Source organism: Sporosarcina sp. P17b (assembly GCF_002743115.1).
GTDB lineage: Bacteria > Bacillota > Bacilli > Bacillales_A > Planococcaceae > Sporosarcina > Sporosarcina ureae_C.
The window spans coordinates 20,241-46,314 of sequence record NZ_PDYP01000015.1; the positions used below are offsets into that span (position 1 = coordinate 20,241).

The following is a 26,074-nucleotide window of genomic DNA, read 5'->3' on the forward strand; positions in this document are numbered from 1 at the left end:
TTTTAGGTATTGGCTTTTTCTTTTGATTGAAGGAGTGTAGATTGTGAACCTACAAGGCGATGAACGACTAGATTATTTATTGGCAGAGGACTTGCGCATCATTCAGAGTCCTTCTGTTTTTTCCTTTTCCTTAGACGCGGTGCTATTGGCGCGTTTTGCCTACATGCCGATTCGTGGAGGAAAGATTGTGGATTTGTGTACGGGTAATGGTGTAATCCCACTATTCATGAGCGCCCGAACTAAAGGCAAGATTATCGGTATTGAATTGCAAGAGCGTCTAGCAGATATGGCGCAAAGAAGTGTAGTGCTTAACCATTTAGAAGAGCAAATCACGATTAAAAATGGAAATGTCATCGGTATTGCAAAAGACATAGGCTACGAGTTGTACGATACAGTTACATGCAATCCACCTTATTTCCCGGCCAATGAAGCAAGTGCTAGAAATAAAAGTGAGCACTATACCATTGCTAGACATGAAGTGGAGCTAACGCTCGATCAAGCCGTCAAGTCTGCAAGTGAGTTGTTGAAGCAGGGCGGGAAAGCTGCATTTGTTCATCGTCCTGGTAGGCTTCTCGATATCGTTACATCAATGAGACAGTACCGTTTAGAACCAAAGCGCATTCGTTTTGTTTACCCGAAAGAAGGAAAAGAAGCGAATACACTTTTAATCGAAGCCATTAAGGATGGGAAACCTAATCTGAAAATCCTTCCACCTTTATACGTCTACCGCGAAAATGGAGAGTATACAGAAGAAGTGAGGCAGTTATTGTATGGAGAAGAATGAACACTTTTTCTATGTACTAACATGTAATGATGGATCGTATTATGCGGGGTACACGAATGATTTAGAACGTCGCTTGCGTGTACATAATGAAGGAAAAGGTGCAAAGTATACAAGAGGTCGCTTACCGGTACAATATATTTATAAAGAATCGTTTGAAACACAGCGACAAGCAATGCAAGCGGAATATCAATTTAAGCAATTAACTCGAAAACAAAAAGAGCACTTTCTAAAAAAGGAGCGATCCACATGATTACATCTCAAAAAAGTGCCGAAACTACAGATCTAGGGAAGCTGTTCATTGTAGGCACACCAATCGGCAATCTGGAAGACATGACATTCCGTGCCGTCCGGATCTTACAAGAAGTAGATTATATCGCGGCAGAAGATACACGTAATACAATCAAACTATGTAATCATTTTGAGATTCAAACACAAATGATCAGCTATCACGAACATAATACGCGGGTGGCTGGGGATAAGATTATAGAACTACTTCAAGATGGGAAGGATATTGCTATTGTCAGTGATGCCGGAATGCCATGTATTTCAGATCCAGGCGCAGATCTTGTGGAACTGGCGATTGAACACGGAGTTGCTGTTGTTCCTGTTCCAGGACCGAACGCAGCGGTTACAGCGTTGGTAGCCTCAGGCATTACACCGCAACCATTTCTATTCTATGGGTTTTTATCACGGCAAAAGAAGGAATTGAAGACACAGCTTGAGAAATTGCAAGGCTATGAGGAGACATTGTTGTTTTACGAAGCTCCACATCGTCTAAAACAAACATTACGTGGTTTAGCGGAACAATTTGGTAATGAACGAAAGATTGTTATGGCACGTGAATTGACGAAACGATTTGAAGAGTTGTTGAGAGGGACGCTTGCAGAAGCAGTAGAATGGGCTGAAACGAATGAAGTCAGAGGTGAGTTCTGCTTAGTTGTGGAAGGAAATCAACATGTACAACATACTGTTGCAACTGCCTGGTGGACAGACTTGTCTATGAAGGAGCACGTAGAACATGTAATAGAAGAAAAAGCGATTCGTTCGAAGGATGCTATCATGGAAGTAGCGGAAGCACGTGAAGTAAGTAAACGGGATGTCTATCAAGCATATCACGTAGAATAAGACAAAAAAATCCTGAGCGGATAACCGTTCAGGATTTTTGCAAATTAATTGATTTTGTTTTGAATTTCATCCATCAATTGTTTTGCGCCTTCAGGACTCAAAATTAGCTTACCGTCGATCAAACGAAGATTATCGTCTGATACTTCTCCAGTAATAGAACATGTCATATTAGGCAAGTACTTTTTCAAGATAATTTTGTCATCGTCCACGTATATTTCTAACGCGTCTTTTTGCTCAATACCAAGCGTGCGACGCAGTTCAATCGGGATTACAACGCGGCCTAGCTCGTCAACTTTCCTTACAATTCCAGTAGACTTCATGAGAAGAATTCCTCCTACACTATAGATTTAACATTCGTCAAAATTCGACATATTTCTTTTGTCTATTAAACATCATACCAACTCTTCCAATAACCGTCAATCATCATAACTTAAATAAACACTATTATTTTTTATTAAATTTTTGACAGGTAAAAAATGAGAGATGTTGAATGTATGAGGATTACAGACAGTGAGCAAGCTGAAAGAAGTTATAGGAAGTATAGGGTTCGGATGATAACATGGCACTTTTGTGCAATATCCGATAAAATGAAAGTACACATCAAATATTTGGAGGAATTACACGTGGAGAATCAATCTAAAACATTTTATATTACAACACCCATTTATTATCCAAGTGGGAAATTTCATATAGGAACGGCATATACGACAATCGCTTCTGACGCTATGGCGCGTTATAAGCGTTTGCGCGGATATGACGTCAGATTTCTAACTGGAATGGACGAGCATGGACAGAAGATCCAAGAAAAGGCAGAAGAAGAAGGTCTATCGCCCATTAAATATGTTGACGGTATTGCAGACGTTGCGAAGGACCTATGGAAACTGATGGATATCACGTACGATGACTTAATCCGTACGACAGAAGATCGTCACAAGACAGTCGTTGAAAAGATATTCAAGAAATTCCTTGATAATGGAGACATTTATAAAGGAAAGTATGAAGGATGGAAATGCGTGCCATGTGAATCATACTTTACCGAGTCGCAACTTGTTGACGGGAATTGTCCGGACTGCGGCCGCCCCGTTCACCGCGTAGAAGAAGAGTCGTACTTCTTCAACATGAAGAAATACGCAGACCGCTTACTTGCGTATTATGAAGAGAATCCTACATTTATTGAACCAGAATCACGCAAAAATGAAATGATCAATAACTTCATTAAACCTGGACTTGAGGATTTATCCGTTTCTCGTATGTCATTTGACTGGGGAATTAAAGTGCCTGGAGATCCAAAGCACGTTATTTACGTATGGGTCGATGCATTGACAAATTATATTACTGCTCTTGGTTATATGTCCGATGACGAATCTTTATTCAATAAATACTGGCCAGCGGATGTTCATGTAGTAGGGAAAGATATTGTTCGTTTCCATACAATCTATTGGCCGATATTCTTGATGGCACTTGATCTTCCTTTGCCAAAAAAGGTATTTGCACATGGATTCATCATGATGAAAGACGGCAAAATGTCTAAATCTAAAGGTAATGTAGTGTATCCAGAAATGCTTGTTGAACGCTATGGCCTCGATGCTACACGTTATTTCTTGCTTCGTGAATTACCGTTCGGACAAGATGGTGTATTCTCACCGGAGGCATTTGTCGAGCGTATTAACTATGACTTAGCGAATGATTTAGGAAACTTATTAAACCGAACGATCTCCATGATCAATAAATACTTCGATGGAGAAATTTTAACAAAGGATCTTGTGCCGACGGAGTTTGATGCGCCGTTACGTGATATGATTCAGCATACAGTGAAGAAATATGAGACTTCTATGGAAAAAATGCAGTTTAGTGTCGTACTTTCTGACGTGTGGGCATTGATTTCCCGCACAAATAAGTATATTGATGAGACATCTCCATGGGTATTGGCAAAATCAGAAGAAGATCGCATGAAACTAGCGTCCGTTATGTATCATTTAGCGTTATCTCTTCATCATACAGCAATACTCTTGCAGCCATTCATGACAAACGCACCTAAACAAATGATAGAACAACTGGGTCTCACTGAAGATTCATTGAACTGGGCTTCATTAGATGAAGGCTATGCTATTCCTGCAGGTACAAAAGTTATCAAAAAAGGTGTTCCCATCTTCCCGCGTCTTGAAACAGAAGTAGAAGTTGAATATATTCGTCAGCAAATGGCGATTACGGCACCTGCTGAAGTAGAAGAGAAGGTAGAAGAAGTGAAAGAAGAAACAAATGAAATTACGTTTGAGGCATTCATGAATGTAGATATGCGTGTAGCAACTGTCACAGCATGCGAAAAAATGCCGAAAGCTGACAAGTTGTTGAAGTTGCAAGTGGACTTGGGTTACGAGCAACGTCAAGTCGTGTCTGGTATTGCGCAACATTACAGCGCTGAAGACGTAGTAGGCATGAAAGTAATAGTTGTTGCGAATTTGAAGCCGGTTAAACTGCGTGGAGAATTATCACAAGGTATGATCTTGGCGGGCGAAAAAGACGGTGTGTTAAAACTTGCAACAGTCGATCCTTCATTAGAGAACGGCGCACAAGTAAAATAAGTTAATAAAATACAAAGCTGTCATCAGAAGTCGGAATTAACGATTTCTGATGACGGCTTTTTTCATTTTGACATGAATTGAGTGAGTGGAGAGTAAGATGCGTAGGGTAATAGTGCTGAGTACTAGTCAGGAAAAACTAATAAGGACGCTATCAGCACTACGGTTTCTTAAAATCTTGAAGGGAGAATACAGCACGAGTTGATCGGAGTGGAACGCGTCGCACTAGAATGCAGATCAACGGCTCACACCCACTACCCAAGTTTTATGTCATAAATGTTACAACAAACCTATAAAAGCCAATAGTTTGCCATATACACCCCAATGGTTCAGCATGTCTACTAGTAAAGCATTCCTGGTTGACTAGACAGAATTAACAAACAACTTGTTACACAACTGTAATACAAATGAGATGAAAGACACAAACAAAAATTATAGAATAGGAAACAGTGTTAGGAGAGATACTATGTTTATTGATACACATGTTCACTTAAATGCAGATCAATACGAAGAAGACGTGGAAGAAGTCATTCAACGTGCAATTGATGCAAACGTAGAAAAGATGGTTGTAGTTGGGTTTGATACAAAAACTATCAACAAGGCCATGGAATTAGTAGAACAATATCCATTCATCTATGGCGTTATTGGCTGGCATCCTGTTGATGCAATAGATTGCACAGAAAGCGATCTACAATGGATCAAGGAATTAGCAGCGCATCCAAAGGTGGTCGGAATCGGAGAAACCGGTCTCGATTATCACTGGGATAAATCGCCGAAAGACATACAGCAAGAAGTATTTCGCAAACAAATACAGTTGGCTAAAGAAGTAGATTTGCCAATCATCATTCATAACCGCGACGCAACAGGCGATGTAGTTCGCATTCTACAAGAAGAAAATGCGGCGGAAGTCGGAGGGATCATGCATTGTTACGGCGGCAGCGTGGAAACAGCTAAACAATGTATAGATATGAACTTCTTCATCTCGCTAGGTGGACCTGTAACATTTAAAAATGCTAGAATGCCGAAAGAAGTAGCGACACAGATTCCGCTTGACAAGCTACTGATCGAAACGGATGCACCATACTTAGCGCCGCATCCTTATCGAGGGAAACGTAATGAACCTTCTTATGTACCACTGGTGGCAGAAGAAATTGCCCGCTTAAAGGAAGTATCGGTTGAGGAAGTAGCCAAACAAACGACTGCAAATGCATTACAACTGTTTAAGATTCAGTGAACGATTTATGGCGATTATTTGTCTTACACGTCTGAAAAGATTCTAGTTGGCAAGGATAGGTAGTTTAATAGTTTGACAGTGAAAAATAAACGCTATATACTCAGCCGAGTAATGAAAGGGGAAACTTTTACATGTCTCAGAAGAATAATAAGGGTATGCGTATTGCAGTTTTATTCATGGCAATCGCATTATTCGTAGCAACAACGTCACTCGTATTGATTGACGGGAAAAAGAAAAACGTCTCAATGGATCTTAATGGAAAGCAAATAGAATTACGTACAGCAGAAGCTACGGTTGGAGAAGTATTAGCGGCAAATGACGTAAAAGTAGCAAAACATGACATAGTAGAACCGGCAGTCAACACGCCAGTTGAAAACGATACAGCAATCAAATGGCAAAAAGCTAAACAAGTTATGATTGATGTAGATGGCAAGACACAAGAGCTATGGACAACAGATGCTACAGTAAATGATGTCTTGAAGACAGCGGGAATTGAAATCACTACACATGATGAAATCGAACCTGCTCTAGAAACGAAGATTACAGACAATCAGCCAATTGCGATTGCAAAAGCATTTCCTGTTACGGTTAAAGACGGTGGAAAAGAAAGTACTGTATGGTCTACTCAAACTACAGTGAGAAAGTTTTTAACGGATCAGAACATCCGTCTTTCAAACTTGGATAAAGTAGAAGGTGACACAAGTGCGAAACTAACAGCATCAAATGCAGTGGTAAACATCGCGCGTGTTGAAAAAGTTACTGATGTAGTAGTAGAACCAGCAGATTTCAAAACAAAGAGAAAAACAGATATGACAATGCTTAAAGGTGAAGAGAAAGTCGTCACGAATGGTAAAAAGGGTAAGTTACAAAAGAAGTTCCAAATCACGAAAAAGAACGGAAAAATCGTTTCACGTGAATTCGTTGGCAAAACAATGGTAGAAGAACCAACGGCCAAAGTAGTTCACGTAGGAGCTAAAGCACCTAAAGTAGAAGTAGCGGCTGCACCGGCAAAAGCGGCTACAAGCGCGTCGGCAAAATCTTCAAGCACGCCAGCAAAAGCACAAGTTGCAGTATCACGTGGCAACAGCGGGGAGCCTAGCGGCGGAAAAGAATTCTACGCTAATGCAAGCGCGTATACAGCTTATTGTAACGGATGTTCGGGAATCACAGCTACAGGCGTTAACTTGCGCGCAAATCCAGGTATGAAATTGATTGCAGTAGATCCAAGAGTCATTCCACTAGGCTCTAAAGTATGGGTGGAAGGCTATGGTTACGCAATTGCAGGAGATACAGGGGGCGCTATTAAAGGAAACCGTATCGACTTGCACATGCCTACAAAAGAAGCGGCTTATGCATTTGGTCGCCGTCAAGTAAAAATCAAAGTTATCAACTAATAAAAGCTAGCCGATAAGGAGAAGAAAAACTCTTCCTCTTATCGGTTTTTTCTGTTTCCTATCGGTAAGGTTGTATAGAATAGAAAAACGCAGTAAAATAGTAAGAATGATATCGTGAGAAAAGAGGAATGTTGTGAATATAGAAGAAGTAGTCGTAGTTGAAGGAAAGTCTGACACAGTGGCTGTGAAACGTGCAACAGGAGCAGATACGATTGAAACGAATGGTTCAGCAATCTCGGACAAGACCATCGAGCGGATACGTCATGCACAACAGACACGTGGGGTCATCGTCTTCACTGATCCAGACTTTCCTGGACGACGTATTCGGGCCATAATTGAAGAACAAATCCCTGATGTTAAACATGCGTTTTTACCGAAGAAGGAAACTATAGCGAAAAATGGTCGTGGTTTAGGGATTGAACACGCGAATGATGAAGCGATTCGTCAAGCGTTGGCTTCTGTTTATACAGTGAGCGAGCATACAATAGAAGAGATACCGATGGCTGTATTATTAGAGGCAAGATTGATCGGTCACAGTGATTCGAGAAAGCGCAGAGAACGTTTGTCAGAATTACTGCATATAGGACAGGTAAACGGCAAAGGATTGAAGAAACGACTGGAGATGTTCCGAATTTCTATCGCAACATTCAATGAAGCGATACAAGTTCTTGACGAGGAGGAAATGACAACTGATGTATAAAGACATAGCAACGCCAGCGAGAACGAAAGAAATCTTGCAAAAGCATGGTTTTTCATTCAAGAAGAGTTTAGGTCAAAATTTCTTAGTGGATTCAAACGTACTGCATAACATCGTCTCGCATGCAGCGATCACGAAAGATACAGGGGTAATTGAAGTAGGACCAGGAATCGGTGCGTTAACAGAGCATCTTGCACGGCAGGCAGGTAAGGTTGTGGCGTTTGAAATAGACGGTCGACTGTTACCCGTACTCGAAGATACGATGTCACCTTATTCGAATGTCACCGTCATTCATCAAGACGTATTAAAAGCGGATATTCATCAAGTGATTGAAGAACAATTTGCAGACTATGAAGACATCGTAGTTGTCGCCAATTTACCGTATTATATTACAACGCCGATCATAATGAAATTCTTGATGGAAAAAGCTCGCGTTAGTCAGCTTGTTATTATGATGCAAAAAGAAGTAGCTGATCGAATAACGGCAGTGCCTAGCACGAAGGCATATGGTTCATTATCAATCGCTGTCCAGTACTATATGGACGCAGAAGTATCTATGATTGTGCCGAAGACAGTGTTCATTCCGCAACCGAACGTGGAGTCAGCCGTACTTAGTTTGACGCGCAGAGAAGAGGCACACGCTCCTGTAGCGGATGAAGACTTCTTATTCACTGTGACGCAAGGATCGTTCTTGCATCGCCGCAAGACGCTGTGGAACAATCTTCAAGCATCGCTACCTGAGGGGAAAGAAAAAAAGGAACTGATTCAACAAGCATTTGAACAATCAGGTATAGATCCGATCCGACGAGGGGAAACATTATCGATTGCAGAGTTCATTAAACTGGCCAATGCACTATACCCTCACTTTGGCAAGCTAAAACCGGAATAAAATTAATGACAATTTCATATGAAAAAATAGTGAATTTCATCATAAAGTAATTGACAAAGACATAGACAAACTGTTAAAATAAAAATTTTATTGACAAACGCATGTAAAAATGTTATGCTTATATTTAGTGAGGTGTAAGTAACATGCCAAAAACATTAGCAGACATTAAAAAGTCACTGGACGCTCATTTAGGGAAACGTCTTCACTTGAAAGCAAATGGTGGTCGTAAGAAGACGATCGAACATGCTGGAGTGTTGCGCGATACGTATCGTGCCGTTTTCGTAGTAGAGTTGGATCAGGATGACAATGCGTTTGAAAGAGTTTCTTACAGCTATGCTGATATTTTAACCGAAGCGGTTGAAATAACAGTTCTTGATGGTTCGGACCAAACAGCGTTTATCATCAAGTAATTCATCATGCTATTTTAATTTATTTCCTAGTGAATCCGCCAGAACTTCTTGGCGGATTTTTTATTATTTTGCATAAACGAAGTGTGATTTTCTCTAAATGGCTCATATTACATATGTCAGCCGAAAAGGAGGAAACTAAAATGGCGAGAAAAGGCGTCATGTCAGATCAATTGAAAGTAGAAATCGCGAAAGAGCTTGGCTTCTATGACGTTGTTCAGAAAGAAGGCTGGGGCGGTATTCGCTCACGTGATGCAGGAAACATGGTAAAACATGCAATTGAAATGGCAAGTAGACAAGTGGAGGAAAAGAAATAATCCAACCAATGTCCGTAGAATCCAAAACAGGCTGACAGATAGAACTGCAAAGGCATAATTGCTTTGCGGTTCTTTTTTTGATAAATGAGAAGGCTATATACCGGTCATATTGACTGGTATATAGCCTTTCGATCATATTAAATTACTTACGCTTCCACTGTACACTGTCACTAGGGACATTCGCACGTGTCCACCATTTCGCTTCATATAGATTGCCGTTGTACATCACATGGTCGCCAGTAACGTATACATTTGTAGTACGCCATTGTGGCACGCCTGTAGCAGCGGATTTTACTAATGTCCAAACCGCTGAATCGCCAGGAAGATCTCCACGTGTCCACCACTTCGCTTCATATAAATCGTTATTATATAGAACTTGATTCCCTACTAGATAGACTAGTTTCTTTTCCCACTTCTTCACGTCAGCATTGATGATCTTGATGAATTTCCAAACATCCTTTTCCCCTGGAGTATCACCGCTCGTCCACCATTGTGCTTCGTAAACGATTCCTTCATGTAGCACTTGATTCCCTACCGTATAAACGTTCTTCATCTTCCAGTCGCGAATCTCCGAGGTAGAAGACTCAAGTAGCTTCCACACGGCTGAATCACCAGGGAGATCACCGCGAGTCCACCATTTCGCTTCGTATAAGCTGCCTTCAAATCGTGCCTGGTCTCCTTCTACATAGACAATACCTTGATCCCATTTGACTGCGGGTTGAGTTGGTTTGTCCTTATCGGGGCTTGGCTGTGTTTCAGGTGCTAAGCTTGGTTTGCTTGGTGTTAGAGGTATCATGTCCACAGTTTTGTCGGGCTCAGTTGGTAGTGCTTGTTTGCCTCCGAAATCAGCATCAATCACGTTGTAGAAAGCATTCTTTGTATCACCAATGTTCCATACGGCTAGAATTACATGATAACCGGTCCGTTCAGGTATGTTACAAGTATGTTTTACTTCGGAAAGCGGTCTTTGTTTCTTCCCGTCTACTGTACAGAACTTTTGGAGATCAGCCCGTTTTAATGGCTGATTCGTATCCCATCCTGTCCGTGTTATGTAATATTCCCATGAAGCAGTCACATGTGGTGCTGTAAATTTCCATTTGAATTGATTGGGACCTTTTTTCATCGGTACCTTTTGCCAACGAAGGCGTGTTTGTGTATCTAATTCGAAGAAAATATTAGCACTGGCAATTTTCCCGTCTGCTGGACCGCCTATCGGGAAGTTCCCGGGTGCTTCCAAGCTTTGTGGTTCATAAATTATTTTACCGCAGTTCTTATTATCTCCTTGCTTGCATAAAAGTGCTCGACTTTCGGGTTGGCTTACATATCCGTGCGCAGATGCTTGGTTGGTAAATGAAAAAGTCGAAAGCAGGACAATTAGCGCACCAAAGAAGATAGGCAAGACCGCTATGCGGGACATTCGTAACCACATTTGTTTCTTCCTCCTTATAGTTTGGAATAACTATGTTTTATATGGCTTCATCATAGAACCATTTTCCGTAAGAATCAATGTTTGAAATACAGCACTATTATAGTAAATTCAATTAGTAATTAACAAAAATGTGTCGCGAAAGAAATATTTGACAGTAATAATGGATAATAAGTATAACTATATACCTGTTAAGAAAAGTCTATATATACAGGAATTCGGTGTTTAATTGATGGCAAAATAAGAATTTATACTTATCAATATTTATAACGTTGTGTTGCACAGCACAAAGTTGATAGTCTATTCTGACTAACCATTACATATTCAGTAGTGATATAGCGTTGATGTCTTTGGAAAATAGTACTGTATGTATATATATGTACAAATGGGGTGTATACAAGTAGCGAATTTAGTACGTTTGTGTAGTAAAACAACATGTTTTAACGTTTTCATCTTATACCTAAATTAACATGATATAGTCAGTACATATTATGGGAAAAGGGGACCAATACGTATGAAAAAGATTTTTACAGTAATTTTGCTACTTGTTTTGACACTATCGTCAGCTCCTACAACACATGCTTCTACTAAAGTATTTACAGATGTTCCGAAAACTCACCCGAACTATACGGCTATTATGTATTTATTGGAAAACAAAGTGATTGAACCTACTGCGCATTTTGGGTTAAACGATAAAGTGACACGTGAAGAAGTAGCAATTATGGTGGCTAAAGCGACAGGGCTTGATGGAAAGAAAACGAAGACGAAGTTTAAAGATGTTCCCGCCAGCAGATACTCATCTGGCTATATCAACTCTGCGGTGAAAGCAGGAATTATAAACGGCTATCCCGATGGTACATTTAAACCGACGCAAAAAGTAACACGTGGACATATGGCTGCATTCATTGCGAATGCGTTTAAACTGACGAAAGAAAAAGATATTCGATTTAAGGACGTACCGAAGGGTTCTACTGCGTATAATGCGGTGCGTAAGCTAGCTTTTGAAAATATTACCTCGGGCTATCCGGACGGCACGTTTAAACCGAATGAAACACTGACTCGTTCGCATATTGCTGCATTCGTAGCAAGAGCTATGGATCCCGCATTCCGACCTGTGCCGCCTGTCATGGTTACAAGAGGTATTCATTTTGGAATGGATCCTGCACAAGTAATGAATGTCGAATCAAAGTCACCAGCTATATTGCTGTCCAATTTACGTGAAGGAAATAAACGATTATTGATCTACCGGACTACAAAGTATAATTACTATACAGATCTAATTTACTACTTTGAAAATAATAAGTTGCAGTTCATAAGTTATGACTTTATGGGTGGCGAAGACTACTATCATACTTCAGGTGAGATGTTTGCAATATACAATGAATTAAACGAACAGGCACAACGTGAATTCGGAGCAGACTATTACTCGGACACAGATAATGAAACTACATTCAATTCAGGATGGGAAAAGACCGGATACGTAGTAATTCTTACAGTGAATGATGACAATGTAAGTACTGCCGCTAATTTAGTGTATTTGCCGCATTCAATGTTAAAGTAACAGGTTGTTTATTGGAGTTACAAAGTGAAATATCTTTGTAACTTTTTTCTATTACACAAAACGAACGTGGAAACTTCAAATTTTTACAATTTACGTTATGCTAGAGTGAACAGTCACTATACGTTTTAGAATTCTCTGGGCTGTTTTAGTCGCCCGAAATGGTAGGAGGGGAAATGGTGAAGAAAGGCAATTTAGGACGAGCTCTATTTGCAGGTATCTTTGTCGGTATGATCAGCTTCATCAAAGAGTTGTTTTTTCCAGAACTGAATTCTTTTATATCTATTGCGCTTATGGTAGTCGCTGCTTTAATAGGTTATTCGTTGGGAAATAAAATATGGGTCAGACGTGAAGAAGAGAGAAACACTAAAACTACTACATAATCTTTTAAAGGGAGGTTAGTAAAGATGTGGAATCAAAATGACTTAACAAAAGAATTGGGTATTACCTATCCCATTATACAAGCAGGAATGGCTGGCGGTACGACCACGCCAGAACTGATAGCGGCTGTATCCAATGCGGGTGGTTTAGGTACACTGGGCGCGGGCTATATGAAAGCAGAAGACATGAAAGCAACAATAAAACAGATTAAGGAATTAACGAATCGACCTTTTGGTGTCAATTTATTTATTCCCGAGACATCTGATCTATCCAAAGAAAAGATTAAGAAGGCTAATGATTTATTACGACCATACCGTGAAGAGTTACATGTTTCAGAGCCAGAAGTGAAAATGATATCTACAGCAAACTTTGAACAGCAAATAGAAATTATTATACAAGAAAAAATAGCAGTTTGTAGCTTCACGTTTGGTGTTCCGACTAAGGACATAGTCCAACGACTAAAAGCAGATAACATCCTCGTCATGGGGACTGCCACGACAGTGAAAGAGGCAATGATCAATGAAGAGTCGGGTGTGGATATGGTCGTCATGCAAGGTAGTGAAGCAGGTGGTCATCGAGGTACGTTTTCGGGAAGTTTCGATGATTCTATGATCGGAACGATGTCGCTTGTACCGCAAGCTGCGGACGCAGTGCAAATCCCGGTTATTGCAGCCGGAGGAATAATGGACGGAAGAGGCGTTTTGGCAGCTCTTACACTTGGCGCGCAAGCTGTTCAAATGGGGACGGCTTTTGTAACGGCTATTGAAAGTGGCGCAAAATCACAGCACGCCGACGCCATTTTACATAGTACGGAAGATCAAACTGTCATCACATCGGTATTTAGCGGCAAGCCAGCTAGAGGCATTCAGAATGAGTTTATAACGAAAATGAAACCTTATGAAGAAAGTCTGCCTGATTATCCTATAATGAATACATTAACAACAGGAATACGCAATGAGGCCGCTAAGCAAAATCGTCCTGAATGGATACATCTTTGGAGCGGACAATCGCCCCGTTTGAGTAAGAAGCAACATGTTGCGGACTTACTAGCGGAAATCGTTTCCCAAGTAGAGAAGATCATACGCAATAGATGATAGGAGGATGGATGATGGTTAAACATAAAATCTATACAATGAGTTTCGCGAGTGTGTATCCATTGTATATTAAAAAGGTAGAGAGAAAAGGACGTACAAAGTCGGAGGTCGATGAAATCATTCATTGGTTAACGGGATATAACCAACAGGAGTTGGAAGCGCTAATTGAAAAACAAACAGACTTTGAGACCTTCTTTTCTGAGGCTCCTAAGTTGAACCCTTCTCGGACGTTGATTAAAGGTATTATATGCGGTATTAGAGTAGAAGAAATTGAAGAGCCAACGATGCGAGAAATTCGTTATTTGGATAAGTTAATTGACGAGTTGGCGAAAGGGAAATCGATGGAAAAGATTTTGCGTCAATAAGAACTGAAGTTGCAGTTGAACAATCAAGTTGTAGTAAAGCAAATGTCTAATGACTGCCTTATCAAAATTAGAGTAAAGAACCGTGTATTTCTTTGCGGTTCTTTTTTTTATTAATCCTCCTATGTTCTATTCATTCTGTGGTAATATATGAGCAAGAACAATGCTGTGGGGAGGGAGCTTTTATCATGATTTACGAAAAGGCGCCTGCGAAAATCAACTTAACATTAGATGTGTTAAGCAAAAGACCGGATGGCTATCATGATGTCGAAATGATTATGACAACGGTTGATTTGGCAGACCGTATATGGCTTCGTCCAACGACGGATCATGCTATTACAATTAAATCGTCTCATCGATTTGTGCCGAATGATCGCAAAAACTTGGCGTATCAGGCAGCGGATTTATTGCGTAAGCGCTATAGCTTGGATTATGGAGTTGAAATTACTCTGGATAAGAATATACCGATTGCCGCTGGACTAGCAGGTGGTAGCTCAGATGCAGCTGCAGCTCTTCGTGGATTGAATCGGCTGTGGAATCTCGGGCTATCACTTGATCAATTAGCGGTGCTTGGTTCCGAAATTGGCTCAGACGTGTCGTTCTGTGTATACGGTGGCACGGCTATTGCAAGGGGACGTGGAGAAGATATCACTCATCTACCAGCTCCACCTAATTGCTGGGTCGTGCTGGCGAAGCCGACAATTGGCGTATCGACAGGCAATATCTATGGTCAGTTGGACTTGTCCTCCATTTCGCATCCCCAAACGGAGCGTATGATGGAAGCTTTGCAGGCAAGTGATTATGACAAGATGTGTGCTTCGCTAGGAAATGTACTGGAGCCCGTAACGATGGGTCTCCATAAAGAAGTTGTCATACTTAAAGAACAAATGGAGCGTTTTGGGGCAGATGCTGTTTTAATGAGCGGTAGCGGTCCGACAGTCTTTGGATTAGTGAAGCATGAATCGCGTGTACCAAGAATCGTCAATGCCTTGAAAGGGTTCTGCCAGGATGTACATGCCGTACGTATGCTTGGTGAACGTATTGTAGTTGATTAATACCGGACGATTATGATAGTCTACTTATAAATCATTCGGATTTAGGAGTCGGTATTATATGAAATGGAAAAGAAGTGAAAGGCTTGTCGATATGACGCGTCATTTGCTGGAAAATCCACACACACTCATTTCTTTGACGTTTTTTTCGAACCGGTATTCAGCCGCCAAGTCCTCAATTAGTGAAGATCTTGGTATTTTGAAAGAGACATTTGAAGAAAGCGGTACGGGTCGTTTAATCACGATTTCAGGTGCTGCTGGCGGTATTAAATATATTCCGTTAGTCAGTCGTGAGGAGATAAAAGAAGTCATTCATTCATTAATGAACGAACTTAGAAAGTCAGATCGACTACTTCCAGGTGGTTATTTGTATATGACTGATCTGTTAGGAAATCCCAGGTTTCTTGATCGAATCGGCAAAGTAATTGCGACAGCTTTCTATGATAAAGAAATTGATGCAATTATGACAGTTGCGACAAAGGGCATTCCTATCGCCCACGCGATTGCGCGGCATTTGAACGTACCTGTCATCGTCGTTCGAAGAGATAGCAAAGTGACGGAAGGTTCTACTGTCAGCATTAATTACGTTTCGGGTTCTGCGCGCAGGATCCAGACGATGGTGCTGTCGAAGAGAAGTATGCAGAGCGGTCAGAAAGTATTGTTGACAGATGATTTTATGAAAGTGGGCGGCACGATGCAAGGTATGAAGAGCCTGCTTGAAGAATTCGACTGTGAACTTGGCGGAGTGGCGGTTTTGGTGGAAGCTGAACATCTCGAAGAAGTTCTGGTAGATGATTATCTTTCATTGGTGAAACTGCATGCGGTTGACGAGAAACACCGTAAGATTGAGCTGGAAGAAGGAAATTATTTCACGAGAGGCGGTAATGAGTTATGGAATACGTAAAAACAGAACAAGCTCCACAAGCAATTGGACCGTATTCACAGGCAGTAAAAGTGAACGGAGTAGTGTACACGTCTGGACAAATTCCTCTGACGCTTGCTGGGGAAGTAGTAAGCGGCGGAATCGAAGAACAAACGAATCAAGTTCTTCACAATCTAAAAAAAGTACTTGAAGAAGCAGGTTCAAGTTTACAACAAGTCATTAAAACGACAGTATTCATTCAGGATATGAATGAATTCGGAGCGTTAAACGCCATTTATGAAGAACACTTCGGTGAGCACAAACCGGCTCGCTCGACAGTGGAGGTGGCACGCCTTCCAAAAGACGTACGAGTGGAAATAGAAGCAATCGCGCTTTGTCCATAATAGAAATTGAAATCCGCCATGATCAGCATAAGATCATGGCGGATTTTTCTCGTTATGGCATAATAATTAGGCTAAAAGTAGCCTGACATTTGAAGTATTATACAAAAATTTAAAAATTCACAAAAAATTCTATTTTCATTTGACGGGAAAACTAGTATTATAGAATCAGCACAAGTATTATGGTTAAAATGTAATCATACCAACTAACCTAGAATACGTTCAGTGTCAGTAGACAACAAGGGAGTGGGGAAAATGGAGATCACAGATGTGAGATTACGCAAGGTAGACACGGAAGGTAGAATGAGAGCAATTGCTTCCATTACGCTTAACGATCAATTTGTCATCCATGATATCCGAGTCATCGAGGGGAATGACGGATTATTCGTGGCAATGCCGAGCAAGCGCACACCGGATGGGGAGTTCCGCGATGTGGCGCATCCGATTAATTCGGATGCACGAACGAAGGTACAGGAGTCCATCCTGGCAGCATATCATCAAGTAGGCGAGCAGCAAGGGGAATTGCAAGAGGCTGTTCTATAATTTTATAAAGTAAGACAGCGTTTCCATATGTCGTATCCACAAAAAAGCCATCTATTCGAGTAGATGGCCTTTTTGTTGTTTTGAAATAGTAATGGAAAAGCTAGAAATGGGATAGGGGATGGGATTTTCGTTGCGAGCGGACGCTTTCCCATGGGCTCTCGGTGAGCCAACCAGGTCGCAAGCTCCCTTTTGGTTGTCTCTCCTTTCGAGCTGATCCATCGGGAGTCGCCGCTCGCAACGAAAATCCCTGCATTGTAAGTAGATAATACTTATTATTGTCCATAGAAGTTAGGTTTGTATTTTTATGTACTTGAACTTAAACAAGTTAAAAGACAACAATAAATTACACATTACCGCTAGTGAGTGATCTATACCTTTCCGCTATCTATGTAGGATTGAAGCGGAAGCTGGGGCGACTCCGAGTGGATCAGCGTGCGCCTTGAGACCCTGGACGGAGCTGAAAGCGGAGGAAGCGGCTCAAGCGGCTCAAGCCACGCCCACCGGAAAGCGTCCCCAGCTGGAGCTTCAATCCCCTTGTACTCAAAACGTAACTCTCCATTTCAATGACACTTTGGTTAAAACTTTTATTCCTATACCAATATATTCACAAAAAGATTAATAATCATAAAATAAACCTATGTAATTGTCAAGGGGATATGCTTGAAAAAGTCAGTCATTTCCGATATAGTCAATTATGAATTTATCAAATAAGGATGGAGGCTGACAGATGGAAAACACATATGCGATCGTCCTAGCAGCAGGACAGGGCACGCGAATGAAGTCGGATCTTTACAAAGTACTTCATCCAGTCTGTGGCAAGCCGATGGTGGAGCATGTGATCAATCATATTCGTGATCTTCAAGCAGATCGGATTGTCACGATTGTCGGTCACGGCGCTGAAATGGTAGAGCAAACATTGGGCGACAAAAGTGAATACGCCCTGCAGGCAGAACAATTAGGCACTGCCCATGCTGTGCAACAAGCGGAGGCCGTACTTGCAGATCTTGACGGCACCACACTCGTCGTCTGCGGTGATACACCTCTAATCAGCACGGAAACGATGGCAGCACTCCTTGCACACCATCACGAAACAGAAGCGAAGGCAACGATACTTACTGCAATTGCAGATGATCCGACGGGATATGGTCGAATCATCCGCGCAGAGAACGGCGACGTAGTACGGAACGTTGAACATAAGGATACAAATGATGGAGAACGCCTCGTCAAGGAAATCAATACAGGTACGTACTGCTTTGATAATCGTGTGCTATTCGACACGCTGAAAAAAGTGAACAACGATAACGCACAAGGCGAATACTATCTTCCAGACGTATTAGGAATCTTGAAATCTGAAGGGCAGAGAATTTCAGCTTACACGACGCCAGACTTCCATGAAACGCTAGGTGTCAATGATCGTGTAGCATTAGCGAAGGCTGAAAAAGGCATGCGTCAACTGATAGCAGAGAAGCATATGCGTAATGGCGTCACAATCATCAGTCCTGAGCAAACAGTGATTAGTGCAGAAGCTGAAATTGGACGTGACACGATTATACAACCTGGCGTAATCATTGAAGGCGCTACGAAGATCGGTTCACAATGTATCATTGGTCCGAACAGTCACATTCAAAACAGTACGGTGGGCGACCACACGACAGTTCATTCTTCAGTTGTCCGTGATAGCGCTATAGGCAATCAGACGGCAGTTGGGCCATTTGCTCACTTGCGTCCTGAAACACAGCTCGGGGATCATGTGAAAGTTGGAAACTTTGTCGAGGTGAAAAAATCACGACTTGGTGACAGTAGTAAAGTTTCACACCTCAGCTATATAGGAGATACGGAAATAGGCAAGAATGTTAACGTTGGCTGTGGTACGATTACAGTGAATTACGACGGTAAAAACAAACACAAGACAGAGATAGAAGATTATGCCTTCATTGGATGCAATGCCAATTTAGTCGCACCAGTGACGATAGGAAAGAATGCGATTGTGGCAGCGGGATCCACAGTCACAAAAAATGTCCCTGAAAATTCACTTGCAATTGCACGCGTTCGGCAAGAGAATAAAGAAGGATACGTAAAAAACTAATCTTACCCAACCAACAGGAGGGCCATCATGGCAAATCATTATCCAAACGACAAACTGAAAATCTTTTCTTTAACTGCGAATGAACCACTTGCACAAGAAGTAGCAGAGCAAATCGGGCTTCCGCTCGGCAAACTCTCAGTCAAACGTTTTAGTGACGGAGAAATCCAAATCAATATCGATGAAAGCATCCGTGGCTGTGAAGTATTTGTTATTCAATCCACTTCTAATCCGGTCAACGATAATCTAATGGAGCTTCTCATTATGCTAGATGCCTTAATGCGTGCTTCCGCGCGTACGATTAACGTGGTAATGCCATATTACGGCTATGCACGCCAAGACCGTAAAGCGAGTTCACGTGAACCTATCACGGCTAAATTAGTTGCGAACTTACTAGAAAAAGCAGGAGCTGACCGCGTAATTGCAGTAGACTTGCATGCACCACAAATTCAAGGTTTCTTCGACATTCCAATCGATCACTTGATTGCAGAGCCGATCTTAACTGAGTACTTCCAGAGCGAAGGACTAGGGGGCGATGACTTGGTTATCGTTTCACCTGACCACGGCGGTGTAACACGAGCGCGTAAAATGGCTGATCGTATGAAAGCGCCAATTGCGATTATTGATAAGCGTCGTCCACGTCCTAACGTAGCGGAGGTCATGAATATCGTTGGCAATGTAGAAGGAAAGACCGCGATATTGATCGATGATATTATCGATACAGCTGGTACTATCACGATTGCTGCGAGCGCCTTAATTGAAAGTGGAGCCAAAGAAGTGTATGCTTGTTGTTCACACCCTGTTTTATCCGGACCAGCGATTGAGCGCATTAATAATTCTCAAATCAAGCAATTAGTGATTACGAATTCTATTAAATTGCCGGAAAGTAAACAATCTCCAAAAATCAAACAGCTATCCATTGCGCCATTATTGGCATCTGCAATTATTCGTGTGTTTGAGAACAAATCTGTAAGTACATTATTTGAGTGATGACAAGTTAACACTTGTCTTCTGATATTAAAAATCCCAAAAAAATATGATAGGATAGGTGACTTGACAAATGAGCACAATTCAGTCGAAATCAAGAGAAACTGACAAGAAATCAGTAAGCGAATTACGAAAAAACGGATGGATTCCTTCCGTAGTTTATGGTTACAAAACGGAAAGCACACCAATCGCAGTAAAAGAACGCGATCTTCTAGACACACTTCGTGAAACAGGAAGAAATGGCGTAATCAAATTGACTGTTGAAGATAAAGATGTAAACGTTGTACTAAACGATTACCAGTCTGACGTATTGACTGGTTTCCTTACACACGCTGACTTCTTAGCGATCAACATGACAGAAGAGCTTGAAGTAGACGTAGCAATCAACCTAGTTGGAACTTCTCCAGGTGAAAAAGAAGGCGGAACTGTTCAACAACCAGTATGGGAAGTTACAATCCGCGTAAAACCTTCTGATATTCCTGATCATATCGACGTTGACGTTTCTGAACTTCAAATCGGAGAAACGATTCTTGTCAGCGATATTCGCGACAAAGTGAAGTTTGAAATCCTAACCGAAGATGAAGTAGGATTAGTAACAATCTCTGCACCACGTACTGAAGCTGAACTAGAAGCATTGGATGAAGCTACTGAAAGCACTGAAGCAGAGCCGGAAGTAATCGGTGAAGATAAAGAAGAAAAATAAGTTACAAAATGGGCGCACGAGTGTAAACCGTGCGCTCCTTTTCTATGTATATATATCGTTTAGAAAAGGAAGAGAAAAACATGAAATTACTAATTGGTCTCGGAAATCCCGGGAAGAACTATGAAAACACGCGTCACAATATTGGATTTCAAGTCATTGATGAATTAGCTAAACGCTTTCAAGCACCAGCGTTCCAGCAAAAGTTTAATGGGCTATTTACAACCGTCCATACGTCTGAAGGAAAAGTGATTTTACTGAAGCCAATGACGTATATGAACTTGTCTGGAGAATGCGTTCGCCCTTTAGCGGATTATTTTGAAGTGAATGATGAAGAAATTGTTGTGTTATACGATGATTTAGATTTACCTGCAGGAAAGATTCGACTTCGACAAAAAGGAAGTGCTGGCGGCCACAATGGCATGAAATCGCTCATTGCACACCTAGGCACGTCTGAATTCAATCGTATCCGTATCGGTGTTGACCGTCCGACTGGCGGTATGAAAGTCGCTGACTATGTATTATCCCCGTTTAGCAAAGACGAGCAGCCATTGATTGAAGATGCGATACAAAAAAGTGCAGATGCTTGTGAAGAATGGACGACAAAAAAGACACCATTCCTCGAAGTGATGAATAAATTTAACGGATAAGCATAATACGGACACTCTTTGCCTATACTTTGAAAAAGGAAGGTGAAGAGAGTATGATCCGTTATTCTTGCAATCACTGCCAGACGGAAATGGGTTCCATTCCATTTGAATCAGCCAAGGAAACTATTAGTCAGTTAGACGACGCAGATAAAAGTTCATATTTATCCGTAGATCCGGATGGTGGCTTGCACATACGATGTATTTGTGAACACTGCGAGCAATCATTGCAGACGTTCCCGGATTATTACACCTTAAAGAAATGGTTACAATAAGTAACAGATGCTTTGGCGCTGATTGCCAAAGCTTTTTGTGCATAAAGTATTCTGAACGACATAAATAAATGCACTAATTTAATAGATAAGGAGGAGGAGTCGAGTGGGAGTAATAGAACAACTTTTTCTGGAAGAGAAAGAGATTCAAGGCTTGCTGAACGATTTAGAAGATGGACAGGATCAGCAGTTGATTACAGGTCTTTCAGGTGGTTCCAAAGCGATTTTCTTTAAATTAATTCAGCAGTCACTGACACGTCCTGTCTTGATCGTCTCACCCAATATGCTGCAGGCACAACGAACATATGAAGATTTAAGTAAATTGGTTAGTGATGAGCATATTCACTTGTATACAGCGGAAGAATTAGTTGCCGCAGACTTTTCATTCGCTAGTTATGAACTGCGTGCAGGCAGGATTGACACGTTAGATCACATGGCGCGTACAGGCAGTGGTATATATATCACGCCAGTCGCGGGCTTGCGCAAGTTATTGCCGTCAAAGGAGCGCTGGTTGGCGCACTATGTAACGGCTACGACAGATGACGAGATTGATATAGGGATTTGGCTCGAGAAGCTGGTATCCATGGGCTATATACGAAAAGACCTGGTGAGTGCACCGGGTGAATTTGCGTTGCGTGGTGGAATATTAGACGTCTATCCGCTGACGATGGCAGAACCTGTACGTATTGAGTTATTCGATACGACGATTGATTCGATCCGAACATTTTCGGCAGAAGATCAGCGTTCTACAGGTAAATTGAATTCAATTACTTTGTTACCAGCGACCGAATTTATCTGGACACCTGATGAATTACAACAAGTTTCACAAAAAGTGGAGCAAGCGTTGGGCGAAAGTTTAACTAAAATTAAAAGTGAAGAATTGCAACAGCAATTATTGATGACGATTATGCAAGATATAGGCATGATGAAAGATGGTATTGTGCCAGAAGCGATGAAGAAATACGCGTCATTTTCCTCTGAAGCAAGTGCGATGTTAACTGATTACTTGCCGACAAACGGTCTTATCATTTTTGATGAATTGGGCCGCATACAAGAATCGGTGGCTACGTTGGAGTCAGAAGAGCAGGAGTATCAGCTTTCGATGCTTGAAGACGGGAAAATGCTACATGATACGAAACTAGCGTGGAAATACGAACAAGTTCTTGAGGGTATTAAGCAGCAACGATTCTATTTATCATTATTTACCCGTGCGGTACCTGGATTTACTATTAAGAAATCTATTTCAATTTCTTGTAAGCCAATGCAACAATTCCATAGCCAGATGCCACTGCTGAAAAGTGAAATAGAACGTTGGAAGCAAGGTAAATATAACGTCTTTCTATTAGCTTCTTCAAATGAAAGAATGCATACGATCCAAGAGATTTTACGAGAGTATGATATAGAAGCAGTAATAGATGGTAAGCCTAGTAAAGAAGGTATGTTGTCGATTATAGAAGGGGATTTGTCTGCGGGATTTGAATTGCCGTTTCAGAAACTTGCGGTTATTACAGACGCAGAACTGTTTACAGGCAAGCCGAAACGTAAAGCACGAGCCCCTAAACTAACGAACGCGGAGCGGATCAAAAGTTACTCGGAAATCAAGCCAGGCGACTATATCGTCCACGTTCATCACGGTATTGGGAAATATTATGGCGTCGTTACACTTGATGTCAAAGGCATCCAGAAAGACTATTTAGATATTCGTTACCGCGGTGAAGATAAACTCTTTGTTCCTGCTGATCAGATTGATTTAATTCAAAAGTATGTCGCGTCCGGTGAAAAAGAGCCGAAGCTACATAAACTTGGCGGTACCGATTGGGTTAAAACAAAGCGCAAAGTGACAGCAGCCATACAAGATATTGCAGATGACTTGATCAAGTTGTACGCAAGGCGAGAAGCAGAAAAAGGATTTGCTTTTGGTGAAGACGATGATTTGCAACGTTCATTTGAAAATGCTTTCCCATATGAAGAAACGCAAGACCAGTTACAATCCATTGACGAAATCAAGAAAGATATGGAACGTATACGACCAATGGATCGACTGTTATGTGGGGATGTAGGGTATGGAAAAACGGAAGTTGCGATCCGTGCTGCATTTAAAGCGGTAACGAACGGTAAACAAGTGGCCTTTTTGGTTCCCACTACTATTTTGGCACAGCAACATTTCGAAACGATGAAAGAACGTTTCGCAGATTATCCTGTAACCGTTTCATTACTTAATCGTTTTCGCACGAAGAAAGAACAAGATGAAACGATCAAAGGACTGAAAGCGGGAACTGTCGATATTGTGATCGGAACACATCGATTATTGTCAAAAGACGTAGTGTATCAAGATCTTGGGCTTCTCGTTGTCGATGAAGAGCAACGTTTTGGTGTAACACATAAAGAAAAGTTGAAGCAGTTGAAAAATAACGTAGACGTCTTGACGTTGACTGCTACACCGATCCCAAGGACTTTGCATATGTCGATGATGGGCGTACGTGACTTGTCTGTCATTGAAACACCACCAGCCAATCGCTTCCCTGTCCAGACATATGTCATGGAACATAACGGTGGTTTGGTACGAGAAGCAATTGAGCGAGAGATGGGCCGCGGCGGACAGGTCTTCTATTTATATAATCGCGTAGAAGATATGGATCGCAAAGTGCAGGAAATCCGTGACTTGGTACCTGAAGCGCGTATTGCCTCTGCACACGGTCGTATGGGGGAAGCTGCCCTGGAAGCGGTGATTTTGAGTTTCCTTGAAGGGGAATTCGATGTGCTTGTTACGACAACCATCATTGAAACAGGAATCGACATCCCGAACGTCAATACGTTGATTGTTCATGACGCGGATCGGATGGGGCTATCACAGCTCTATCAATTGCGTGGACGGGTCGGCCGTTCAAACCGTGTAGCATACAGCTATATGCTCTATCAGCGTGATAAAGTGTTGACTGAAGTCGCGGAAAATCGCTTGCAGGCAATTAAAGAGTTCACTGAACTTGGATCTGGCTTTAAAATTGCGATGCGTGATCTATCCATTCGGGGGGCAGGAAATTTACTTGGCTCACAGCAACATGGATTTATTGATTCAGTCGGTTTCGATTTGTATTCGCAATTGCTACAGGAAGCGATAGAAGAAAGACAGACCGGTGTTGTCAAAGAAGACAAAGTGGATGTCGAAATTTCCTTGCCTATTAATGCATACTTGCCTGAAACATACATTCAAGATGGTTATCAAAAAATCCAAATGTATAAACGCGTAAAAGCGATTACGGACGATGAGGATTACTTGGAGCTCGTCGACGAGATGATCGACCGCTTTGGCGATATGCCATTTGAAGCTGACCTATTGCTACGCGTTGGACGCATGAAGGCTTGGGGACGTGATGCTGGCGTGGTCTCCATCAAAAATGTGCAAGGTATAGTAGAAATTCGTTTATCTGAAGAAGGAACAGCTCGTGCTGACGGCGCAAAACTGATGGAACGCTCGTTGAAGTTTGGCCATGCGGTTGGACTAACGATTGATAACGGACAAATTACTGTAACCGTGAATGAAAAGAAGTCCAATCAGTTCACAGAGTTCGATATGGTTGAAGATATGGTACACACGATGCAGGAAACGGCAAAGGAAGTTGAATCTTCGGATGCCTTGTAACACCTTGATTGCATAAAATGACCAATGTTGATGCATACTACTCTCAGAAATACATTTCATTTCGAGAAAGTGAGGCATTATACATGAAAGCAACGGGTATTGTCCGCAGAATTGATGACTTGGGTAGAGTTGTGATACCAAAAGAAATTAGAAGGACACTTCGCATTCGTGAAGGTGACCCTTTGGAAATATTCACCGATCGTGAAGGGGAAGTCATATTAAAGAAGTATTCACCTATATCAGAGCTTGGTGAATTTGCTGTGGAATATGCGGAATCACTTTACGAAACAATTGGTACGCCGGCGTTGATCAGTGACCGTGACGAGATGCTCGCGGTGGCGGGTCTTGCCAAGAAAGATTATATGAACCGCCAATTGTCACCCATTTGTGATGAGATTCTTAATGGTAGGTCCACTATCATGGAAAAACACGAAAAGACGGTCGAATGGGTGCCTGGTCAAGTGGAGCAGGTTAAATCCTATTGTATAGCACCAATTATTACAAATGGTGATGCAATAGGCGCGATCTATTTGCTGTCAAAGGTTCACTTTGTTGGTGAGGTTGAACAAAAGGCTGCAGAGACAGCAGCCAACTTCTTGGCAAAACAAATGGAAAACTAAGCGAGTTTGATAAATGTGTA

27 protein-coding genes are annotated in these 26,074 nt (G+C 41.6%); 25 read left to right on the forward strand and 2 right to left on the reverse strand.

All coding sequences use genetic code 11. The features are described from left to right. Positions 1–40: 40 nt before the first annotated feature. Genes CSV76_RS13915 through rsmI form a run of 3 tightly spaced genes read left to right on the forward strand, consistent with a single transcriptional unit; the run spans position 41 to position 1,909 of the window. Positions 41–784, forward strand: coding sequence for a tRNA1(Val) (adenine(37)-N6)-methyltransferase (locus CSV76_RS13915; RefSeq protein ID WP_099625957.1), 744 nt, complete (start codon positions 41–43; stop codon positions 782–784). Further along, positions 771–1,034, forward strand: coding sequence for a GIY-YIG nuclease family protein (locus tag CSV76_RS13920; protein ID WP_085427740.1), 264 nt, complete (start codon positions 771–773; stop codon positions 1,032–1,034). The genes CSV76_RS13915 and CSV76_RS13920 overlap by 14 nt, the downstream gene beginning before the upstream one ends. Next, positions 1,034–1,909 (forward strand): 16S rRNA (cytidine(1402)-2'-O)-methyltransferase, encoded by an 876-nt coding sequence (rsmI, locus tag CSV76_RS13925; protein ID WP_369823341.1) that lies wholly within the window; start codon positions 1,034–1,036, stop codon positions 1,907–1,909. The genes CSV76_RS13920 and rsmI overlap by 1 nt, the downstream gene beginning before the upstream one ends. 44 nt (positions 1,910–1,953) lie before the next feature. Here rsmI and CSV76_RS13930 read toward each other — a convergent pair whose 3' ends face one another. Then, positions 1,954–2,229, reverse strand: a complete 276-nt coding sequence (locus CSV76_RS13930) for a transition state genes transcriptional regulator AbrB (RefSeq protein WP_099625959.1) — start codon at positions 2,227–2,229, stop codon at positions 1,954–1,956. Positions 2,230–2,496: 267 nt separating this feature from the next. Between CSV76_RS13930 and metG the strand changes: the two genes are divergently transcribed. The 7 genes from metG to CSV76_RS13965 all read left to right on the forward strand — a co-directional run bounded on the left by metG (position 2,497) and on the right by CSV76_RS13965 (position 9,426). After that, positions 2,497–4,491, forward strand: coding sequence for a methionine--tRNA ligase (gene metG, locus CSV76_RS13935; RefSeq protein ID WP_085429044.1), 1,995 nt, complete (start codon positions 2,497–2,499; stop codon positions 4,489–4,491). 463 nt (positions 4,492–4,954) lie between these two features. Further along, positions 4,955–5,722 (forward strand): TatD family hydrolase, encoded by a 768-nt coding sequence (locus CSV76_RS13940; RefSeq protein ID WP_085427742.1) that lies wholly within the window; start codon positions 4,955–4,957, stop codon positions 5,720–5,722. Between the two features lie 131 nt (positions 5,723–5,853). After that, positions 5,854–7,116 (forward strand): G5 and 3D domain-containing protein, encoded by a 1,263-nt coding sequence (locus CSV76_RS13945; protein ID WP_085427743.1) that lies wholly within the window; start codon positions 5,854–5,856, stop codon positions 7,114–7,116. 133 nt (positions 7,117–7,249) lie between these two features. Continuing rightward, positions 7,250–7,816 carry a ribonuclease M5 gene (gene rnmV / locus CSV76_RS13950; protein ID WP_085427744.1) on the forward strand — a complete coding sequence of 189 codons (567 nt, stop codon included), beginning with the start codon at positions 7,250–7,252 and terminating at the stop codon, positions 7,814–7,816. After that, on the forward strand, positions 7,809–8,702 hold the full coding sequence (gene rsmA, locus CSV76_RS13955; protein ID WP_085427745.1) for a 16S rRNA (adenine(1518)-N(6)/adenine(1519)-N(6))-dimethyltransferase RsmA: 894 nt from the start codon (positions 7,809–7,811) through the stop codon (positions 8,700–8,702). Before rnmV ends, rsmA begins: the two co-directional genes overlap by 8 nt. A gap of 143 nt (positions 8,703–8,845) precedes the next feature. Beyond that, positions 8,846–9,112, forward strand: a complete 267-nt coding sequence (veg, locus tag CSV76_RS13960) for a biofilm formation stimulator Veg (RefSeq protein WP_029054863.1) — start codon at positions 8,846–8,848, stop codon at positions 9,110–9,112. 140 nt (positions 9,113–9,252) lie between these two features. Continuing rightward, positions 9,253–9,426, forward strand: a complete 174-nt coding sequence (locus tag CSV76_RS13965) for a small, acid-soluble spore protein, alpha/beta type (RefSeq protein WP_085427746.1) — start codon at positions 9,253–9,255, stop codon at positions 9,424–9,426. A gap of 142 nt (positions 9,427–9,568) precedes the next feature. On the opposite strand, the gene CSV76_RS13980 is transcribed toward CSV76_RS13965, so the two are convergent. Next, entirely contained in the window at positions 9,569–10,855 is a 1,287-nt protein-coding gene (locus CSV76_RS13980; protein WP_233204499.1) for a lytic polysaccharide monooxygenase, read from the reverse strand. Between the two features lie 511 nt (positions 10,856–11,366). Between CSV76_RS13980 and CSV76_RS13985 the strand changes: the two genes are divergently transcribed. From CSV76_RS13985 to spoVT, 15 genes are all read left to right on the forward strand, one after another. Continuing rightward, entirely contained in the window at positions 11,367–12,413 is a 1,047-nt protein-coding gene (locus CSV76_RS13985; RefSeq protein ID WP_085427748.1) for an S-layer homology domain-containing protein, read from the forward strand. A 176-nt stretch (positions 12,414–12,589) separates the two neighbouring features. Then, positions 12,590–12,793 (forward strand): hypothetical protein, encoded by a 204-nt coding sequence (locus CSV76_RS13990; RefSeq protein WP_099625960.1) that lies wholly within the window; start codon positions 12,590–12,592, stop codon positions 12,791–12,793. 24 nt (positions 12,794–12,817) lie between these two features. Then, entirely contained in the window at positions 12,818–13,885 is a 1,068-nt protein-coding gene (locus CSV76_RS13995) for an NAD(P)H-dependent flavin oxidoreductase (protein ID WP_085427750.1), read from the forward strand. A 14-nt stretch (positions 13,886–13,899) separates the two neighbouring features. Beyond that, positions 13,900–14,250 carry a DUF2200 domain-containing protein gene (locus tag CSV76_RS14000; protein WP_085427751.1) on the forward strand — a complete coding sequence of 117 codons (351 nt, stop codon included), beginning with the start codon at positions 13,900–13,902 and terminating at the stop codon, positions 14,248–14,250. 185 nt (positions 14,251–14,435) lie between these two features. Then, complete coding sequence (gene ispE, locus CSV76_RS14005; protein ID WP_085427752.1) at positions 14,436–15,302, forward strand: 4-(cytidine 5'-diphospho)-2-C-methyl-D-erythritol kinase; 867 nt, start codon at positions 14,436–14,438, stop codon at positions 15,300–15,302. 58 nt (positions 15,303–15,360) lie between these two features. Further along, on the forward strand, positions 15,361–16,203 hold the full coding sequence (purR, locus tag CSV76_RS14010; RefSeq protein ID WP_085427753.1) for a pur operon repressor: 843 nt from the start codon (positions 15,361–15,363) through the stop codon (positions 16,201–16,203). Further along, complete coding sequence (locus CSV76_RS14015) at positions 16,191–16,565, forward strand: RidA family protein (protein WP_099625961.1); 375 nt, start codon at positions 16,191–16,193, stop codon at positions 16,563–16,565. Before purR ends, CSV76_RS14015 begins: the two co-directional genes overlap by 13 nt. 252 nt (positions 16,566–16,817) lie before the next feature. Next, entirely contained in the window at positions 16,818–17,105 is a 288-nt protein-coding gene (gene spoVG / locus CSV76_RS14020; protein WP_085427755.1) for a septation regulator SpoVG, read from the forward strand. Between the two features lie 727 nt (positions 17,106–17,832). After that, positions 17,833–19,191: a bifunctional UDP-N-acetylglucosamine diphosphorylase/glucosamine-1-phosphate N-acetyltransferase GlmU gene (glmU, locus tag CSV76_RS14025; RefSeq protein WP_099625962.1), complete on the forward strand. Its 1,359-nt coding sequence runs from the start codon at positions 17,833–17,835 to the stop codon at positions 19,189–19,191. Positions 19,192–19,218: 27 nt separating this feature from the next. After that, positions 19,219–20,178, forward strand: coding sequence for a ribose-phosphate diphosphokinase (locus CSV76_RS14030; RefSeq protein ID WP_085427757.1), 960 nt, complete (start codon positions 19,219–19,221; stop codon positions 20,176–20,178). A gap of 70 nt (positions 20,179–20,248) precedes the next feature. Then, positions 20,249–20,878: a 50S ribosomal protein L25/general stress protein Ctc gene (locus CSV76_RS14035; RefSeq protein WP_085427758.1), complete on the forward strand. Its 630-nt coding sequence runs from the start codon at positions 20,249–20,251 to the stop codon at positions 20,876–20,878. 80 nt (positions 20,879–20,958) lie between these two features. After that, positions 20,959–21,525, forward strand: a complete 567-nt coding sequence (pth, locus tag CSV76_RS14040; RefSeq protein WP_085427759.1) for an aminoacyl-tRNA hydrolase — start codon at positions 20,959–20,961, stop codon at positions 21,523–21,525. Between the two features lie 53 nt (positions 21,526–21,578). Then, on the forward strand, positions 21,579–21,797 hold the full coding sequence (locus CSV76_RS14045) for an anti-sigma-F factor Fin (RefSeq protein ID WP_085427760.1): 219 nt from the start codon (positions 21,579–21,581) through the stop codon (positions 21,795–21,797). 103 nt (positions 21,798–21,900) lie between these two features. Further along, positions 21,901–25,434, forward strand: a complete 3,534-nt coding sequence (gene mfd, locus CSV76_RS14050) for a transcription-repair coupling factor (RefSeq protein ID WP_085427761.1) — start codon at positions 21,901–21,903, stop codon at positions 25,432–25,434. An 83-nt stretch (positions 25,435–25,517) separates the two neighbouring features. After that, positions 25,518–26,054 carry a stage V sporulation protein T gene (gene spoVT, locus CSV76_RS14055; protein ID WP_085427762.1) on the forward strand — a complete coding sequence of 179 codons (537 nt, stop codon included), beginning with the start codon at positions 25,518–25,520 and terminating at the stop codon, positions 26,052–26,054. The last annotated feature ends 20 nt before the right edge of the window (positions 26,055–26,074 follow it).